17 protein-coding genes and 2 pseudogenes are annotated in these 16,870 nt (G+C 65.2%); 15 read left to right on the top strand and 4 right to left on the bottom strand.

The features are described from left to right. A partial coding sequence (locus tag ACSF8R_RS09885) for a helix-turn-helix domain-containing protein (protein ID WP_434811712.1) occupies positions 1–720 on the bottom strand: 720 nt, incomplete at its 3' end. On the opposite strand from ACSF8R_RS09885, the gene ACSF8R_RS09880 reads away from it, so the two are divergent. Both ACSF8R_RS09880 and ACSF8R_RS09875 read left to right on the top strand, forming a co-directional pair. Beyond that, positions 617–2,242, top strand: coding sequence for a hypothetical protein (locus tag ACSF8R_RS09880; RefSeq protein ID WP_434811713.1), 1,626 nt, complete (start codon positions 617–619; stop codon positions 2,240–2,242). The two genes, ACSF8R_RS09885 and ACSF8R_RS09880, sit on opposite strands and share 104 nt — an antisense overlap. A 105-nt stretch (positions 2,243–2,347) precedes the next feature. Further along, positions 2,348–3,598, top strand: coding sequence for an IS256 family transposase (locus tag ACSF8R_RS09875; protein ID WP_434811707.1), 1,251 nt, complete (start codon positions 2,348–2,350; stop codon positions 3,596–3,598). A gap of 420 nt (positions 3,599–4,018) precedes the next feature. On the opposite strand, the gene ACSF8R_RS09870 is transcribed toward ACSF8R_RS09875, so the two are convergent. After that, positions 4,019–4,258 carry a TIR domain-containing protein gene (locus ACSF8R_RS09870; RefSeq protein WP_434811706.1) on the bottom strand — a complete coding sequence of 80 codons (240 nt, stop codon included), beginning with the start codon at positions 4,256–4,258 and terminating at the stop codon, positions 4,019–4,021. A gap of 14 nt (positions 4,259–4,272) precedes the next feature. Between ACSF8R_RS09870 and ACSF8R_RS09865 the strand changes: the two genes are divergently transcribed. The 3 genes and pseudogenes from ACSF8R_RS09865 to ACSF8R_RS09855 all read left to right on the top strand — a co-directional run bounded on the left by ACSF8R_RS09865 (position 4,273) and on the right by ACSF8R_RS09855 (position 5,510). Then, positions 4,273–4,449, top strand: coding sequence for a 5-deoxy-glucuronate isomerase (locus ACSF8R_RS09865; RefSeq protein WP_434811711.1), 177 nt, complete (start codon positions 4,273–4,275; stop codon positions 4,447–4,449). Between the two features lie 41 nt (positions 4,450–4,490). Next, a pseudogene (locus ACSF8R_RS09860) lies at positions 4,491–4,948 on the top strand (gluconokinase). A gap of 137 nt (positions 4,949–5,085) precedes the next feature. After that, positions 5,086–5,510, top strand: a pseudogene (locus tag ACSF8R_RS09855) (SDR family NAD(P)-dependent oxidoreductase). A 17-nt stretch (positions 5,511–5,527) separates the two neighbouring features. Here the strand turns inward: ACSF8R_RS09855 and ACSF8R_RS09850 are convergent. Further along, on the bottom strand, positions 5,528–5,845 hold the full coding sequence (locus tag ACSF8R_RS09850; protein WP_434811705.1) for an ArsR/SmtB family transcription factor: 318 nt from the start codon (positions 5,843–5,845) through the stop codon (positions 5,528–5,530). Positions 5,846–5,943: 98 nt separating this feature from the next. Between ACSF8R_RS09850 and ACSF8R_RS09845 the strand changes: the two genes are divergently transcribed. The 6 genes from ACSF8R_RS09845 to ACSF8R_RS09820 all read left to right on the top strand — a co-directional run bounded on the left by ACSF8R_RS09845 (position 5,944) and on the right by ACSF8R_RS09820 (position 12,365). Further along, on the top strand, positions 5,944–6,756 hold the full coding sequence (locus ACSF8R_RS09845) for a phytanoyl-CoA dioxygenase family protein (protein WP_434811704.1): 813 nt from the start codon (positions 5,944–5,946) through the stop codon (positions 6,754–6,756). Continuing rightward, complete coding sequence (locus ACSF8R_RS09840) at positions 6,753–8,063, top strand: ABC transporter substrate-binding protein (RefSeq protein ID WP_434811703.1); 1,311 nt, start codon at positions 6,753–6,755, stop codon at positions 8,061–8,063. The genes ACSF8R_RS09845 and ACSF8R_RS09840 overlap by 4 nt, the downstream gene beginning before the upstream one ends. A gap of 152 nt (positions 8,064–8,215) precedes the next feature. Continuing rightward, positions 8,216–9,106, top strand: a complete 891-nt coding sequence (locus tag ACSF8R_RS09835) for a carbohydrate ABC transporter permease (RefSeq protein WP_434811702.1) — start codon at positions 8,216–8,218, stop codon at positions 9,104–9,106. After that, on the top strand, positions 9,099–9,968 hold the full coding sequence (locus tag ACSF8R_RS09830; protein WP_434811701.1) for a carbohydrate ABC transporter permease: 870 nt from the start codon (positions 9,099–9,101) through the stop codon (positions 9,966–9,968). The genes ACSF8R_RS09835 and ACSF8R_RS09830 overlap by 8 nt, the downstream gene beginning before the upstream one ends. 46 nt (positions 9,969–10,014) lie before the next feature. Next, on the top strand, positions 10,015–11,007 hold the full coding sequence (locus ACSF8R_RS09825; protein WP_434811700.1) for a Gfo/Idh/MocA family protein: 993 nt from the start codon (positions 10,015–10,017) through the stop codon (positions 11,005–11,007). 233 nt (positions 11,008–11,240) lie between these two features. Beyond that, complete coding sequence (locus tag ACSF8R_RS09820; RefSeq protein ID WP_434811699.1) at positions 11,241–12,365, top strand: ROK family protein; 1,125 nt, start codon at positions 11,241–11,243, stop codon at positions 12,363–12,365. A 23-nt stretch (positions 12,366–12,388) separates the two neighbouring features. On the opposite strand, the gene ACSF8R_RS09815 is transcribed toward ACSF8R_RS09820, so the two are convergent. After that, complete coding sequence (locus ACSF8R_RS09815; RefSeq protein ID WP_434811698.1) at positions 12,389–12,640, bottom strand: hypothetical protein; 252 nt, start codon at positions 12,638–12,640, stop codon at positions 12,389–12,391. 140 nt (positions 12,641–12,780) lie between these two features. Here ACSF8R_RS09815 and ACSF8R_RS09810 point away from each other — a divergent pair, with 140 nt between their 5' ends. The 4 genes from ACSF8R_RS09810 to ACSF8R_RS09795 all read left to right on the top strand — a co-directional run bounded on the left by ACSF8R_RS09810 (position 12,781) and on the right by ACSF8R_RS09795 (position 16,800). Beyond that, the gene (locus ACSF8R_RS09810) at positions 12,781–13,125 is read left to right on the top strand and encodes a DUF1304 domain-containing protein (protein WP_434811697.1); all 345 of its coding nucleotides are present in this window, start codon (positions 12,781–12,783) and stop codon (positions 13,123–13,125) included. A 261-nt stretch (positions 13,126–13,386) separates the two neighbouring features. Then, positions 13,387–14,418, top strand: a complete 1,032-nt coding sequence (locus tag ACSF8R_RS09805; protein ID WP_434811710.1) for a LacI family DNA-binding transcriptional regulator — start codon at positions 13,387–13,389, stop codon at positions 14,416–14,418. A 366-nt stretch (positions 14,419–14,784) separates the two neighbouring features. Further along, a complete protein-coding gene (locus tag ACSF8R_RS09800; RefSeq protein WP_434811696.1) occupies positions 14,785–15,609 on the top strand; it encodes a sugar phosphate isomerase/epimerase family protein in 825 nt (274 codons plus the stop codon). Between the two features lie 33 nt (positions 15,610–15,642). Beyond that, entirely contained in the window at positions 15,643–16,800 is a 1,158-nt protein-coding gene (locus tag ACSF8R_RS09795; RefSeq protein ID WP_434811695.1) for a substrate-binding domain-containing protein, read from the top strand. Positions 16,801–16,870: the final 70 nt, after the last annotated feature.

Here is a 16,870-nt window from a genome sequence, read left to right as displayed (position 1 = left end):
GTAGGCGGGGCCGTTGTCGGACAACACTCGCTCGACGGTGACGCCCCTTTCAGCGAACCAAGCGACCGCGCGGCGCAGGACAGCGATCGCGGTGTCGGATCGTTCGTCGGCGTGCATCTCGACGTAGGCGACGCGGGAGTGGTCGTCGACGACGGTGTGGAGGTGGCCGATCCCGAGCCGTGGCTGATGGTCTTCGTTACGGTTCACGCCGTTCATCGCGTGCCGGTTCCGGGTGCCTTGCGCGCGGCCGAGGAAGCGGTGTCCGCCGCCGTCGGGGATGTTGCCGAACTTGGTGACGTCGACGTGGATCAGCGAGCCGGGATGGTCGTGCTCGTAGCGTCGGATCGGTTCCCCGGTGACCCGGTCGATCCGCGACAGCCGGTTGATCCGGCAGCGCACCAGAACGGCGTGAACGGTCGATGGCGCCAGGCCGAGCTCGCCGGCGATCTGGGCGGGCCCGAGCCGGCGCCGCCAGCGCGCTTTGACGATCCGCTTGACGACGGGCAACGGCGTCTTCGACGGCATTGAGCGCGGACGACTAGACCGGTCCTGCATCCCTGACACGCCCTCGGCGCGGAACCGGGCCGCCCACTTCCGGGCCGTGACGGTCGAGACCATGAACATCTTCGCCGCAACGGACGGCGGCCAGCCGTCATCGACGATCAGGCGCGCCAGCCGAAGACGAGCGCGCGGAGTCGGAGCAGCGTTAGCGTGGGACACGAAGGCCTCCTGGTTCGTGAAGCGGTTCCTTGAACAGCTCCACTTCACAACCGGAGGCCTTCGCCAGTCAGTAGCTCACGGACGTGTCGCCGAAACAACGTCCATGGACATCACACCTAGGGAGTCCGACTTACCGATCAGTCCAGAGATTGAGCGCGTATTCGACCTGATCCCTGAGGCCGGTGAGGGCTATCGCTGGTACGACTACCCCTACCGTTTCCTGTCATGGTTGCTGTTCGGCTGGAGACGGAGGCTGTTCCCGAATTCGGTGCGCACATGGCTCAATGACCGTCTAAATGATCTTCTTCAATTCAACGAACATGAGCGGCACAAGGTAATGGGCCGGGACTCTGTTCTGGAGAACCTGCTCGTTCCGCCTGATGAGCACGTCCGGGTCGGCGGACTGTGGGTCGTCGAGTTGTTCCCGCCCACCGAGTTGCCAGCGCTTGAGCGTGCGATGAAGCGCAACGGTTGGAGCAAACCAAGGGCAGTACCACCACACGAATCTGACAATCTCGCAACCCTCGAACGCTCGCGCTCGCAATGGGGCTCCAGGTGGTGGCGTCTGGCGGACGTGCTTCCTCCAAAGTCAAATCGGTTCTACTCGTTCCATGCCCACAAGATGCGGCTTCCCGAGTCCTTCGACATGGTCGAGATTCGCGCCGTCCAGATCGGCCAGGGGCTGACGGCGGCAGTCGCCTACTTCACGCCCACCGACGAAGCGAGGAAATCGCTCGACGCTGTTTGGCACGCCGCCCATGAGCCCATGCTTGTTTGGGAGAACGGTCGATTGATCCCACTCGACCGGAAGTACGCGGCAATCCGGCGGATTCAGGCTCAACGGCGAATGCTCCGCACGGAGGCACGTGATTGGCTGGCTGGGAAGCTGCCCGGGTCATTCGCGGCGAATAACGAGCAGCAGTTGGTGTTGGAACTGCTGCTTCTAGACGAATTCGATCCCACCACTGTTGTTTTCGCGGAGGGGAATGAACGGGACGTGCGGTTCGCAAGAGCGAACCAAATGGACGTGTACCGCGCCGTCGGGATCGACATTCACGACTTCGAAGAGATCAAAGCCAAATCCCTGCCCGGATTGATCCTGTCGCAACCGGACCGGCGGGGACGTGACATTCTGGCGGACGACCCAACATGGACTCTGTGGGGCAACACCGCGACAGTCGCTGCCGGGTTCGAAAGGGAGCGAGAATTGTTTGGAGGCACAGTAGCCGCGGTGGGCCACAAGGTCGATAACTTCTACGAACTCCTCCCGATGCTGGCGATCGTCGAGTACCTGGGTAACGCAGACGCGAGGTATGCCCGGCTTCGAGACCGTGCGAGCACACGCCATGGGAAGTTCAGAGGTCGCGCGCTCCGCAACCTTCGGCGAAGTTTCCTGACGCTCAGTCTCAACATCACGTCCATTCACCGCGACGTGAATGAGTTCTGGCAGTCGCATGGCCCAGTGGTGATTTCGGACTTTAGGATTCATGAATCGCGTCAGCGGAAGTTGAGTCCCGCATAGTGGTGTAGCGCACGGTGGCCCGGCTCGTCGTTCATGACGTGAGCGCGGTCACCGTGTGATCCTTCGAGAAAGCTCTCTACTTCTCACTCGAATGGAGTCATCACGATGACCGCTCCTCATATTGTCGACCCTGCCGGCCTGCTCGGCGAAGCCCTGGCGGATGCGTCGCCGGATCTGATGCGCAGTCTGCTGCAGACCATGATCAACGCGCTGCTGTCCGCCGACGCGGACGCGGTCGTCGGCGCCGAATGGGGGCAGCGAAGCCCCGACCGCACGACCCAGCGCAACGGGTACCGGCACCGCGACCTCGATACCCGGGTTGGGACGATCGACGTCGCGATCCCGAAGCTCCGGCAGGGGACGTACTTCCCGGAATGGCTGCTCGAGCGTCGCAAACGCGCCGAGACCGCGCTGATCACCGTCGTTGCGGACTGCTACCTCGCCGGCGTGAGCACGCGTCGCATGGACAAGCTGGTCAAGACCCTCGGGATCCACTCGCTGTCGAAGTCGCAGGTGTCGCGGATGGCGGCCGACCTCGACGAGCACGTCGACCAGTTCCGACACCGCCCGCTCGACGACGCCGGTCCGTTCACGTTCGTCGCCGCTGACGCGCTCACCATGAAGGTCCGTGAGGGCGGCCGCGTCATCAACGCCGTGGTGCTGGTCGCGACCGGCGTGAACGGCGACGGGCGCCGCGAGGTCCTCGGGCTCCGTGTCGCGACCAGCGAAACGGGCGCTGCATGGAACTCGTTCTTCGCCGACCTCGTCGCCCGCGGCCTCGGCGGGGTCCGCCTGGTCACCTCCGACGCGCACGCCGGGCTGGTGGAGGCCATCGCGGCGAATCTGCCCGGCGCGGTCTGGCAGCGCTGCCGCACCCACTACGCGGCCAACCTGATGTCGGTGACGCCGAAGACCATGTGGCCCGCGGTCAAAGCGATGCTGCACTCGGTCTACGACCAGCCCGACGCGAAGTCGGTGCACGCCCAGTTCGACCGGCTGCTGGACTACGTCGACGGGAAGCTCCCCGACGCGCACGAGCACCTCGACAACGCGAGGGCGGACATCCTCGCGTTCACCGGGTTCCCCGAGGGCCTCTGGCAGCAGATCTGGTCCAACAACCCCAACGAGCGCCTCAACCGGGAGATCCGTCGCCGCACTGACTCCGTCGGGATCTTCCCCAACCGGGACGCGATCATCCGCCTCGTCGGCGCCGTCCTCGCCGAGATCACCGACGAGTGGGCCGAAGGCCGCCGCTACCTCGGCCTCGAGATCCTCGCGAAGTCCCGCCTGACCCTCGTCGACAACACCGTCACGGAGGAGGTGAACACCGACAGCACCCTCGAGCTCACCGCCTGAACCATCAAATCGAAGGACACAGCGCTACACCACTACTCGGGACTTGACCTCAGCGGAAGACGTGGCGCCGGGCTCGTGGAGATCGCAAAAGCAAGCCTGTGAGGCTCGACGAGTCAATTAGGAAGCGGCTAGATCGGCAGATCACACGTCTTACCGAGGCCGACAGCGACTACAGGGACATCCTTTCGACCGTCGCCTCGTTGGGTGCATCTGCTGATGCGTTCAAGGTCGGGCGGTGGGCGCTGTGGGTCGCGATCGCCTCTCTGGCCGTTGCTACTGTAACCACGCTCGTGGCCGATGTCGGCTGCTCGAGTGTCCTGCAGCACCTGCTTATCTGGAACGATCCCGCGACGTGCGGTCCGTGAGATGAGTGCGGGTTTTCGTCGGGCACGCGTGGGGTCGGTAATTGGCCTGTTCGATTTAGCTGCGTCCGATGGCCGTCCAGTCGACGTCAATCTGTGCGTGGCTCATTTCGGCCGCGAGCTTGCCCTTCCAGGCGCCAGCTGAATCCAGGGGGATGTAGACGAGACCGGTAATGTCGCTCGGTAGCTCCACCCCCTCGTCGTAGAGGACTGCAACACGGCTACGTCCAATCAAGCCGATGAAGAATCCCAACTCGAACACGACGTTCTGCCTAGCTCGCGGTTTGTCGTCTTCCACATCGAGAAGACACGATCCTCGTGCCCTTCGGGTGGCACGGCCCCGTGCTCGCCGCCCCAGGCCACGCCCTGTACCAGCTGAACGCGATGGCCGGGCCGCACCGGCGAGCGTGGAAGGTCACCGACGATCCCGGCCAGGCGTGGGTGCGCGAGCTCTGGCCCGACCTCCCGGTCGACGAAAGGCTGCTGTGACCTCGGATGAGACGGCTGCCCCGCTCCGATCCGTTGTGGTGATGGGGGTGTCAGGGTCAGGGAAGTCGACGATCGGCGAGGCGCTCGCCGCGACGCTGCAGCTTTCGTTCGTCGACGCCGACGGCCTGCACCCGCCCGCCAACGTCCCGCTGATGGCGGCCGGGACCCCCTGCGGGACGAGGACCGGTGGCCGTGGCTTGACGCGGTCGGCGCGGTGCTCGCGCGGGCCCGTGGTCGTCGCCTGCTCCGCACTGCGGCGGGTCTATCGTGACCGGCTCCGCGAGTTCGCCCCGACGTCGCGTTCGTGCATCTCGACGGTCCCGCGGCGCTCCTCTCGTCGCGGGTCGCGCACCGGGTCGGTCACTTCATGCCGGCGGCGCTCCTGGAGTCGCAGCTGGCGACACTCGAACCGCCCGCTCCCGACGAGCACGCCCTCGTCTTCACGATCGCCGACTCTCCCGAGTCGATCGTCGAGGTCGCTGCCCGCGCCCTCGGCTGAGGGGCGACGGAGTCCGGCGCCGTCGCAGTGAAGTCCGTCTCCCACGTCACGCGATCCGGATGAACCTCGGGCCTTCATAGCCGTCTGTGGAGCGCTCCGAGTGGGATCGGGTGCTCGCGGTCAATGTGACCGGCGCGATGCTCGGCACTCAGGCGCTGCTGCCGTTCATGCGAGCGGGTTCGTCCATCGTCAACATCGGGTCCGCTGCCGGACTCACCGGGCACTACACGGCTGCGTACACGACCAGCAAGTGGGCGTTGCGAGGACTGACCCACGCCTGTGTGACAGAGCTCGGTCCCCGAGGCATCCGCGTGAACATCGTCCATCCCGGTACATCCGCACCGAGATGACCGCGAGCGCACCCGCTGCCTTCCGCCACGCCAACATGGCGGTCATCCCCCTTCACCGGGGTGGCGAGCCCGAGGACGTCGCCGGCGTGGTCGCCTTCCTCCTGTCGGATGCCGCCGCCTACGTCACGGGCGCCGAGTTCGGCGTCGACGGCGGCCAGTTCCTGTCGGGTGCGGCGACGTTCCTCTCGGACGCGGTGCGGCCGGTGCCGTGATCTCCGCCGCGCTCGACTCAGGCCTTCGTGAGCGCGCCGAGTCGTCCGAAAAGCAGATCGCGGAGTCGTGCGTCCTTCATACGGAAGAGGCGTACCCGCCCGTATAGGGTTCCGCGCACCAGGTCGAGCTCCTCGAAGTCGTCGAGACACTTCTGCACGTCGTGCGGAGCGAGTTCGAGAACGTCGGCCAGATGATTCACGGACACTTCATCGTCCCCGAGCGCGAGTAGCACTCGCAGGTTCCCGGTATCCCCGAGGGGCACGAACAACCGGGCGAGATGGGCCGCATACCTGGCCTCGGCGTACTCCCCGCACATGACACGTTCACCTTCCACGCCGTCAGTTTTGCATCATTTGACGAGTAAGTAAAGCAAGTGTATAAAGGCTTCAGACGACGCGCAGTCGCTCGTCGCCCTAGACAAGGAGGTACTAGATGAAGGTGACAACCACAGAGTGGGAAAACGGTCAGTTGGACCCCGAGAACCTGCTCCTGGCCCAGTTGAACCTGAAGATCAAGGGTTACGTCGTCATCGAGAACGTCTTCGGTGAGGCGCAACTGGAGGAGCTCAAGAGCCGCTTCCACGAACTGCTGTCGGACTACATCGCCCAGACGGATCCCAACCGCGGCGCCAGCCGGTACGGCATGCCTCTGCCCTTCGAAGCCCCGTTCGCCAGCACGACACTCGTCGCGAACCCGCTCCTGCTGCAGGTCATCAAGTCGATCCTCGGCGACGACGTGGTGTGCTCGTTCTTCGCCTCGGACACGGCGCTCTCGGGCTCGCAGTATCAGCAGGCTCACTCCGACGTCGAGCCGCTGTTCCCCTCCGACAACATCAGCCTTCCCCCCTTCTGCTACGTCGTGAACATTCCGCTGGTCGACTTCCGTCCCGACAACGGGCCGACGGAGATCTGGCCCTTCGGCACCCATCTCGTGGGCGACCCCGCGGTGATTCCCGTGCCCGACTTCACGCGCATCGAGGAGCTTCGGAATTCCCCCGTGGGCAAGTTCACCGAAGAGGAGATGCTCCCCCAGCAGGTGATCACGCCGGCCGGCTCCGTTGTGATCCGCGACATCCGCATGTGGCATCGTGGGACGCCGAATCGATCCAACGAGCCCCGGCCGATGATGGCGATGGTCTACAACCGTCCGTGGTACAACCACGGCGTGGTCGAGATCGACGAGAACGAGTTCCAGGAACTCCCCGCCGAGGTCAAGCAGGTCTTCCGCAAGGCGGTGCTGCGATGAGGTCTGCCTACGGGAGGCTGCGGCGGCCGGTCGCCGTGGCACTCGCCGCCGGAGTCGCGCTCTCCCTGACCGCCTGCGCCGGCGGAAGCGGCGGGAATGCCGACCGTGTGACGCTCGAGTGGTACGTGCAGCCGCTGAACTCGACGAACATCTGGCCCGACCTCGTCGCCGCTTTCAACAAGAGCCAGTCCGACATCGAGGTGAAACTGACCGTCGGACCCACCAACGTCGACACCGTCAGAGGCACGCTGTCCACCCAGATCGGCAGCGGTTCGTCTACCCCGGACGTGTATGAGGGAGACATCACCTGGCCCGCTCAGTTCGCGGAAGCCGGTCTCGCCGTCAACCTCACCGAGGTCTTCCCGGAGAGCTTCTGGGACCGATTCTCGCCCGGGTCGATTCAGTTCGCCCAGTACGAGGGCCAGTCGTACAGCGTGCCGTCATGGACCGAGGCGGCGTTCCTGTACTACCGCGAGGACCTGCTCGAAGAAGCGGGATTGCCCGTTCCCGAGACCTGGGAAGAGCTGATGGAGACCTCGAAGGCCATTCAGGAGAGCGGGGCGGTGAAGACCGGCTACACCTGGCAGGGCGCCGGCTACGAGGGCCTCACCTGCGTGTGGAACGAGCTGGTCGCCGACGCCGGCGGAAGCATCACCACCGCTGACTTCGACGCAGGAACCCTCGACACGGCGGAGTCGGAGCGGGCCCTCGACTTCCTGAAGGAGACGATCTCCAGCGGAGTGAGCCCGGAGGCGACGGTCACCTTCCAGGAGCCCGAAACCCTCAACGAGTTCACGGCCGGGAACGCATTGTTCATGAGGAACTGGTCTTACGCGTGGGCCATCACCCAGGACCCTGCTCAGTCGCAGGTGGTGGGCAAGGTGGGGATGGCGCCGCTACCGACCTTCGACGGACAGCCATACCCCGGCGCATCCACCAACGGAGGCGGGGGCATGTACATCAACCCCCACTCCGAGCACGTGGAGGAGGCGGCGGCGTTCCTCGACTGGTTGACCGACACCGAGGCGCAGAGCCTCTTCGCGTCGGTCGGGAAGGTGCTGCCGGCCAACCTCGACGCCCAGACTCCCGAAGCTCAAGAGCAGGTCGGCCCCGTGGGCACGGTCCTCGCGGAGCTGCAGCTGGTGGGGCGCCCCGTGGGTACGCCCGCCTACTCCGAAGTCTCGCGAGCGGTGTTCCAGAACATCAACGCCGCACTGACGGGTAACGCGAGCGTCGAAGACGCGCTCGCAACGGCGCAAGAGGAAGTCGACCGCGCTCTGAACTCCGGCCGTCACTCCGGAGACTGATCGGGTCGAGCGGGCGCGCACCCGGGCTGGCGACAGGTCAGGCCGGGTGCGCGCATCCGCACCAGCGACAAAACTTGTTGAACGATGGGGATCAATTGAGCCTTCGCACCACCACTTTCCATGAAACGGGGTTCCAACCCCGCCGGACTCGTATGACTCGCAGCGACCGCGCGCGGCGCACGGGGGCTCTCCTGACCGCCCCAGCTATCGCCGTTGTGGCGCTCGTCACGCTGGTTCCGATCGCATTCTCCGTATTCCTCAGCCTCTCCACGGTCAGACCGGGGGTGGAGGGCTTCGACTTCGAGTTCGTCGGTCTGGCGAACTACATGAACGCGATCGAGACGCCGGCGCTGTGGCAGGCATTCCTCTTCACGGGGACCTACACCGTTGTCAGCGTCACGGTGCAGATCGCTCTCGGGCTCGCTGTCGCTCTGGTGATCGACCGGATGACCCGGTGGGCCGGAATCACGCTGGCGATGTTGCTGGTGCCCTGGGCGATGATCACCGTCGTCTCGGCGCAGCTGTGGTCCTACATCTTCAACGGGGTCTACGGCATCGCGAACTACCTGCTGGAGCTGATCGGGGTCATCTCCGAACCTGTGACGTTCCTCGCGAGTCCGGTGGGGGCGTTCGTCGCTCTTCTCGTCGCCGACACCTGGAAGACCGTGCCCTTCGTGGCGCTGATACTTTTCGGCGGACTGCGGTCGATCGACAAGGAACTGTATTCAGCCGCGAAACTCGACGGGGCAGGGCCGGCGCGAATACTCGGGCAGATCACCATCCCGCTCCTGCGTCAGTCGATCATCACCGCTGTCGTCTTTCGAGTGCTGCAGGCGTTCGGCCTGTTTGATCTGCCCTTCGTCCTCACCAACGGGGGTCCCGGCACCTCCACGCAGTCCATCGCGATGCTGGCCTACAACGCGCTTTTCCAGGACCTCAACATCGGGTACGGCGCGGCCATCGCCTTCCTGATGACGCTGACGGTTGCTCTGTTCGCAGTCGTCTTCCTTCGGGCTTTCAAGGTGGATGAGTCACATGGATAACACTGTTCGACGTACCCAGGCGAAGGCACGGCCGTCGCAGACCCGTCCCCGGCTGCGGGCCGCCGACATCATCGGGGCCCTCATCGGAGCTGTCTTCCTGGCACCCGTGGTGTGGCTGACGGTCTCGGCATTCAAGCCCGTGAGCGAACTCGGCGCCTATCCGCCGTCGCTCTTGCCGATCCCCCCGACCTTGGCGAACTTCCAAGCCGCGTTCGTCGACGGCGACTTCGGAGCCTTCCTCGCGAACAGCCTCATCGTCTCGGTGTTGAGCACGGTGATCGTCGTCTGCCTCGGGGTGCCGGCCGCCTACGGTCTGTCTCGCACGAACATCCGGGGCAGTGCCAGGATCCTGACCGGCCTGCTGATCATCTCCGTCTTCCCGATCGTCGCTGTCATCCCTCCGCTCTACGTGATCTTGCGGGAGATGGGCTGGCTCAACAGCTACCAAGCGCTGATCGTGCCGTACGTCGCCTTCGGGCTGCCTCTGGCTATCTGGGTCGTACGGAACTCCCTCCTGCCGATCTCACAACAGATGGAGGAGGCTGCGGAGGTCGACGGCGCGTCCACGGTCCGCACGATCGTGCAGATCATCGTGCCGCAGGCGTTGCCCGGCATCTTCGTCGCGGCGGTGCTGACGTTCGTGTCGTGCTGGCAGGAGTTCCTGATGGCCCTGAGCTTCAACGCGAATGCGCAGTACCAGACCGCGCCGGTCGGTATCGCGCTGTTCGGAGGGGCCTTCCAACTCCCCTTCGGCACGATCTTCGCGGCCTCGATCGTGGCGCTGTTCCCGGTCTTCCTGCTGGTGATCGCCCTGCGCAAGTGGGTCGTCGACGGACTGAGCACGGGCGCCGTCAAGGGATGAGTGTCCTCTTCATGTCGAGTCATCCGGACTCGGAAAGGAATCGATGATGCACGGAGTCGGAATCGTCGGCGTCTGGCATGTCCATGTCGCTGACTATGTGGGTGAGATCCTCGAACGGGACGACGCGAAGATCATCGGGGTGTGGGACGCGGATGCTGCGGCAGCCGCACGTTTCGCGGAGCCGCTCGGCCTGCCCGTCGTCCCCGACCTCGAGACACTTCTCCTCGACGATCGTGTCGACGTCATCGTGGTCGACACGGCGACGAGTGAACACGTCGAGATCATCTCCCGGGCCCTCGAGGCCGGGAAGCATGTCTTCACCGAGAAGGTGCTCGCCATTTCCACCGACGATGCCATCCACCTGGAGACGCTCGCCGAACGCTGTGATCGAGTTCTCCAGGTGTCTTTCCAGCGTCTCTCGGAGCCGTGGGTCCCCACGATGGGCGCCATCATCGATGCCGGCATCCTCGGCACCCTCACGTCCTCCCGGATCCGGTATCAGCATGCGGGTGCGGTCGAGGGATGGCTCCCCAGCGGATTCTTCTCCCCCTCGGAGGCCGGTGGGGGAGCGGTGATCGATTTGGGGGTTCATGGTCTGTACCTGAGCCAGTTGCTGCACGGCAGCTACCCCGAGACCGTGACCTGCAGGACTTCCGATCTCGCGGGAGTAGGCGTCGAGGACAACGCGGTGGTGATTCTCGAATACGCGGGAGGCGCCTTCAGCGTCCTGGAGACCAGTCTGTCCTCCGCCCCGAACGACGCGAGGTGGGTGGAGGTGCACGGAACACGGGGAACCGCGATGGTGGATTCTCGCGACGGAGGTGTGTACGTCAAGACCGGCGCTGAGGACTGGGTGCGCCATCGCATGCGGGAGCCGAAGGAATCACCGCTGTCGCACTTCTTCGCGGCGATCGACGACGGCGCGGGCTACGAATGGAACCGATCCGAGTCGATCAGGCTGGTGAGCCTGGTTTCGGCCGCCTACGACTCAGAGCGTGAACGGAGCACGGTAGGGGTGATCGACCCGGTCCCGCGATGAAGGCTGGGTGCCGCTCTTAGGACGAACTGGTCCGGCCGATAGACTTTCCAGTCAGTCAGACGGTGCCCAGGCAGCCATTCCCTCGGGCAACTCGGACTGGGAGGGACGACGACGTGCGAAGCCAGCGCAGGCCGCCGATTGCGAGCCGTGACCTCGTGTTGCGTCTCATCCGTGCCCACGGGGCGCTTAGCAGAGTGGAGCTGGCGGCGGCCACCGGTCTCACCGTCGCGGCGATGACCAACATCGCCCGGTCTCTCCTCCTCGACGGGCTCATCGAGGAGGCGGGAAGTTCGGGGAACACCGGGGGAAAGCCGCGGACCCTCCTCAGGATCCGCGGCGACCATGGTTACGCCCTGGGCGTGTCGGTGGACCTTCACCATGTGAGGCTGGCCATTCTCGACTTCGCCGGTCGCGTTCTCGGCACGATGACCCCGGATGGCCCGTTCCGCACGGTCGACGAACTCGCCTCGACGCTGTCGTCCGCGACGGCGGAGATCACAGCGCGGCACTCGATCGACCGCGATGATCTGCTCGGCGTAGGGGTAGCCGGCCCGGGTCCCCAAGACCGGTCTGTCTATGAGCGTCCTCCTGGCCCCTACGCCGACCAGTGGCTCGATGACTCGGTCCCGACCGTCATCGGGAACACGCTGAATCTGCCGGTGCTCATGCTGAACGACGCGAACGCGGTCGCGATGGGCGAGTACGGCCTCAGCCTGGACACGCGATCTTCCGGCAACTTCGCGTGCATCTACATGGGCGAATCCGGTGTGGGATCGGGAATCTTCCTCGATGGGCAGCTCGTGCTCGGGAGCAATTCGTTCGCAGGCGCCGTCGCCCACGTCTCCATGGACGTGAGCGGGCCGGTCTGCTTCTGCGGCAGCAGAGGATGCCTTGAGCTGTACGGTTCCCCGCGCGCCGTGATCGAGGCGGTTCGCAGGTATGACCAGGAGCAGCACGATCCTCTGATCGGGGTCAGCGAGAGCGGCCCGCTCGCTCCCTCGGACATGGAATTGGTCTACGCTGCGGCGAGGAGCGGGCACCCGTTCGCGGTCGAGCACGTTCTGACGGTCGCCGACTACATCGCCTCCGCCGCTGCGACGATGGCCACCATCCTGGACCTGGACCTGATAATCCTGGCCGGAGACACGTTCGCGGGAATGGAAGAGGTCTACCTCGAGTCCATGCAGAAGATGGCCGACCGGATCCGGCAGGCGGGAGTACGCAGCCCGTTCGCCGTGCGGCCCACCGGACTGGCTTCGGGCAACTACGCCCCTGCAGTCGGAGCGGGCCTGGCGGTTCTCGAGCTTCCCCATCTCGCCGAAGCAGGCAAAGACGAAGTGTCGGTCGCCCGCCCGTAGGCGCGTCTTCGGCGGACCTGCTGTCAGGCTGAGCTCTCGTTCGTCTCGCTGGCGACGGTACTCAATTCGAGGATTCGCGCTTCGAGTGCGCGCAGGAGGGGTCCGCGTCTCGCTGTCTTCAGCATCTCGGTGATGTACGACTGCGCGAGCCTTGTCGCCACCAGGCCGGCGTAACCGCTGTCTTCGATCTCGATGACGAGGTGACTGACGGCGTCGACGTCGTCGGCGACCATCGCCCGGAGAAGTCGTGCCGCCAGAAGTTCTGGTCCATCCATCTCGGATCGCTCCTTTCGATCGGGGATTCTAGAAGTCGATGCGGCGCTCCTCAAGGGTGCGATCACGCCCGGGACAGGGCGGGGCCTCCCGCGCATCCGGCCCGACGACGTTACGGTCGTCATCGAGACAGCAGCCGCGCTTGCACGTCTACATCTTCGTCATGGAGTCCATCACCTGGACGTCGGCTCGCACGCGCGCCACCTTCGGCACGAGTGCGCAAGAAGCCGCGGCGACGAAGGAGATGGCCTTCAATCAGGGCTTCTACAACCTCTTCCTGGCGATCGTCGCAGGCGTCAGCATCGTGCTGTCAGCCACCGGATCCACCGCGGTCGGCGCCGCACTGATCTTCGCCGGAGCCGGATCGATGGTCGCGGCCACACTCGTGCTGTTCGTCTCCAGCCCTGACAAGCGCAGCGCCGCGCTCAAGCAGGGCGTCATCCCGGCGTTCGCGGTCATCGCCCTGCTCGGCGCACTGCGCCGCTGAGTTCGAGCAGACGTTCTATGCTGGCCAAACCACGACCACCGAGCTGGCGGGAATCAAAGAGCGCGAGTCTCCACCAGACTCAGGGCGCTTCACTCGGGCGTTTGACCCCCATCGCGTTCACGTCCATCATGAACACGACCGTCGCATGCGCCGCGTGACGACACCCTGTCGGCTATCCGTGCAGCAGTCGCAGGGCAGCTCGGCAGGTGGCAGGAGGAAGGGCGTGAAGTGGAAGCGCCAGCGAGACGAAAGGATACAAAGATGACATCTGCGTCTCCGTCGCGGCCGCGCAGGCCGAACATCACCGACGTCGCCCAGGTTGCCGGTGTTTCCTACCAGACCGTTTCGAGGGTGCTGAACAACGCCCCGGATGTCAGTGACGCCACGCGTGAGCGGATCCAGCAGATCATCAGCGATCTCGGGTACCGCCGTAGCAGGACGGCCACCGCGCTGTCCACGCGCCGGTCGACCGCCATAGGCATCCTCGCCGACGGGTCACCTCGGTTCGGACCGGTGGGGACTCTCATGGCTCTGGAGAAGGTCGCGACGCAGAAGGGCTATTTCACGACGGTGGTCACCGCCGAGGAGCCCTACAGTACTTCGGTTCCGAAGGCGCTGGACATTCTCGACGAGATCGGGGTCGACGGCATCATCGTCATCGCGCCGCTGCTCTCCACGGCTGCCGAAGTTCTGAAGGCGGCGATCAATGTTCCGGTCGAGATGATCGCTGCCGGCGCCTCCTCGACGCCGAATCTCTTCACCTACTCGGAGGACCAGGAGCTGGGTGCGCGGATGGCCACCCAGCACCTCATCGATCTGGGTCATACGGATATTGCGCACTTCGCCGGGTCCATGGACTGGTTCGATGGCCGTGTACGCAAACGCGGTTGGAAGAGTGCGCTGCGTGATGCCGGCCTTGCACCCGGATTGTGCCTAGAAGGAGATTGGAGTGCGGCATGGGCCTACCGGACGGGTCTCCGGCTGGTCGAGGAGGGGACGGTTCCCAGCGCCGTCTTCGCCGCCAGTGACCACACCGCGCTCGGGCTCATCCGCGCCTTGTCGGAATCCGGGATTCGCGTTCCCGAAGATGTGAGCGTCGTGGGGTACGACGATGTGGAGGGTTCGGAGTTCTTCCTGCCGCCGCTCACGACGGTGCGGCAGGATTTCACTGCTCTGGCTCACGCGAGCATCGAGGTGCTGCTCGGTGCCATCGAAGGCCGCGACGTGGACCGCGCGCCGAGCAGGCCGGTGCTCGTGCCCCGCCATAGCGCGGCACGCGCACACCGCGGCTGAAGGTAGTCGCCGCCAGGACAGGTGTTGCTGAGGGCGGGTTTGGCGGTCGCGGGCTTCTTCGCGATGCAGGCGCGCTGATGCGGCGTCCTCGGGGAGTCGTGCTTCCTGATCACCAACTCCGGCCCATACAGCGGCGCCCGCGGCCTTCTCGCATCACCGGCTTCGCAGCGTCGCGCAGCGAGGCACTCGCATCGTCGCGATGCCATCCAACCTGAGGCAACGAACACTAGCACGCGGAGGAATTTGAAAAGCAAACTGGGGTCTTGACAAATACCTCCGTGATCGGTCACGATGATGCCCAACCCCTTCCGTGACCGATCACGGAACCTGCGATGGTAGCGAGCCGGGGCTTACAGAGAGGTAAGAATGGTGAAGCTTGCGTACGAGGCGAACGCGTGGGGAGGAGTCGTCGGGACTGCTGGCGCCGTCACCGATGTCGGCTCGGGGTTCTACGAGACGCCCGGAGACGTTCGTGAGACCTTGCGTGCGATCGCGTCGGCCGGCTATACCGGCGTTGAGCTGTTCGACGGCAATCTGCTGCCGTTCGAGGACTCGATGAGCGACTTTGTGGGGGCCGTGGAGGCCGCCGGGCTCGAGGTGGCGGGGGTGTACAGCGGCGGTCACCTGATCTACCCCGACGCGCACGAGGACGAGCTGGCGCGCTTCGATCGGTCGATTCGCCTCGCTGCGGCTGCGGGCGCGCGCCACTACGTTCTGGGCGGCGGGGCTGTGCGCTCCAGCGGCCGGCGGGCTGCGGACTTCGAGGTGGCGGGCGCATTTCTCGACACGGTCGCCGAGCGCGCGGAGGCGGCCGGGCTCATCGTCAGCTACCACCCGCATCTGGGGAGCCTGGCGCAGTCACCCGAGCAGATCGACGCTCTATTCACGGCGACCTCGATCGGTGTGTGCGCCGACGTCGCGCATATCGCCGCCGGCGGCGGCGACCCTGTCGACTTCATCACCCGCTACGCGGCGCGCCTGAAGTACGTCCACCTCAAAGACGTCGACTTGTCGAGCAACGCGTTCCTGCCGCTCGGGGCGGGCGATCTGGACCTCCGCCGCATCATCGACGCCGTTGCACTCGTCGGATACGACGACTGGATCACCGTCGAACTGGACGGTTATCCGGGAGATCAGGCCGCGGCCGCGGAGCGCAGCCGGCAGTTCCTCAACATCCACCAACCCGACTGACCCCACCCCGTCCCATCCAAAGGAGTATGAGAGATGAAATTTCGAGTAGCAATCGCGCTGACCGCCGCGATCGGTCTTGTCGCCCTGGCCGGCTGCACCCCCGCCGGCGAGCAGACCACGTCCGAGGTCGACCCGGAGATCGCAGCCGAGATCGACGCCGCGCTGGCAGACATCACCGGCCAGGTGCTCAGCACCGGCCCGAATGGCGAGGAGCCGCAGTCGGTCGATGCCACGAAGGTGACCGATGAGCAGGCGGCGGAGATCGCTGACCTCGGGCTGACGGCGGCGATCGTGATGCACTACGGCGGCAACGACTGGGCTAACGCGCAGATCGCCGGACTGAACGCCGAGTTCGAACGGCTCGGCATCGAGGTCATCGCGACCACCGACGCCGACTTCGACCCGGCAACGCAGGTCTCGCAGATCGAGACCGTCCTTACGCAGAACCCCGACATCATCGTCTCGATCCCCACGGACCCGGTTGCCACCGCCGCTGCCTACCGGAAGGCCGCAGACCAGGGCGTGAAGCTGGTGTTCATGGACAACGTTCCCGACGGGTTCCAGGCCGGGACCGACTACGTCTCCATGGTGTCAGCGGACAACTACGGCAACGGGGTCACTTCGGCATACCTGCTCGCCCGTTCGCTGGGTGGCGAGGGCAAGATCGGCATCATCTACCACGAAGCCGACTTCTTCGTGACGAAGCAGCGGTACGAGGGGTTCAAGGACACCATCACCGGGGAGTTCCCGGACATCGAGATCGTCCAGGAGCAGGGGATCGCCGGTCCGGACTTCGCCGGTGACGCGCAAGGGGTCGCCAACGCGATGCTCACCAAGAACGCCGACCTAGATGGCATCTGGGCCGTCTGGGATGTCCCAGCCGAGGGCGTTATGGCTGCGGCCCGGGAGACCGGTCGCACCGACATCAAGATCGCCACGGAGGATCTGGGCACGAACGTCGCCATCGCACTGGCCAAGAATCAGATGATCGTCGGACTGGGCGCTCAGCTACCCTACGACCAGGGCGTCGCCGAGGCAGACCTCGCCGCGTTGAGCATGCTGGGCCAGGAAGTCCCCGCGTACGTCGCTCTCAGCTCCCTGCCTGTCGACCACGACAACGTCCTCGAGGCGTGGAAGACCGTGTACCACACTGATCCGCCCGCATCGGTGTCGGACGCGTACGTCGACTGACCCCAAACCACCCGGGTGGAGTCGACACATCGGCTCCACCCGGCACAAGGCCCCCCAACCGCGCGGGACC

It is taken from the genome of Microbacterium sp. bgisy189 (assembly GCF_965345345.1).
In the GTDB taxonomy this organism is placed as follows: Bacteria; Actinomycetota; Actinomycetes; order Actinomycetales; family Microbacteriaceae; genus Microbacterium.
This window is presented reverse-complemented; position numbering and strand designations above follow the sequence as displayed.

Bases quoted from the DNA above. Each gene is read 5' to 3' on its own strand.
- ACSF8R_RS09880 (WP_434811713.1), top strand. From the start codon at position 617: ATGAACATCTTCGCCGCAACGGACGGCGGCCAGCCGTCATCGACGATC.
- ACSF8R_RS09875 (WP_434811707.1), top strand. From the start codon at position 2,348: ATGACCGCTCCTCATATTGTCGACCCTGCCGGCCTGCTCGGCGAAGCC.
- ACSF8R_RS09845 (WP_434811704.1), top strand. From the start codon at position 5,944: ATGAAGGTGACAACCACAGAGTGGGAAAACGGTCAGTTGGACCCCGAG.
- ACSF8R_RS09840 (WP_434811703.1), top strand. From the start codon at position 6,753: ATGAGGTCTGCCTACGGGAGGCTGCGGCGGCCGGTCGCCGTGGCACTC.
- ACSF8R_RS09835 (WP_434811702.1), top strand. From the start codon at position 8,216: ATGACTCGCAGCGACCGCGCGCGGCGCACGGGGGCTCTCCTGACCGCC.
- ACSF8R_RS09830 (WP_434811701.1), top strand. From the start codon at position 9,099: ATGGATAACACTGTTCGACGTACCCAGGCGAAGGCACGGCCGTCGCAG.
- ACSF8R_RS09825 (WP_434811700.1), top strand. From the start codon at position 10,015: ATGCACGGAGTCGGAATCGTCGGCGTCTGGCATGTCCATGTCGCTGAC.
- ACSF8R_RS09820 (WP_434811699.1), top strand. From the start codon at position 11,241: ATGACCAACATCGCCCGGTCTCTCCTCCTCGACGGGCTCATCGAGGAG.
- ACSF8R_RS09815 (WP_434811698.1), bottom strand. From the start codon at position 12,640: ATGGATGGACCAGAACTTCTGGCGGCACGACTTCTCCGGGCGATGGTC.
- ACSF8R_RS09805 (WP_434811710.1), top strand. From the start codon at position 13,387: ATGACATCTGCGTCTCCGTCGCGGCCGCGCAGGCCGAACATCACCGAC.
- ACSF8R_RS09800 (WP_434811696.1), top strand. From the start codon at position 14,785: ATGGTGAAGCTTGCGTACGAGGCGAACGCGTGGGGAGGAGTCGTCGGG.
- ACSF8R_RS09795 (WP_434811695.1), top strand. From the start codon at position 15,643: ATGAAATTTCGAGTAGCAATCGCGCTGACCGCCGCGATCGGTCTTGTC.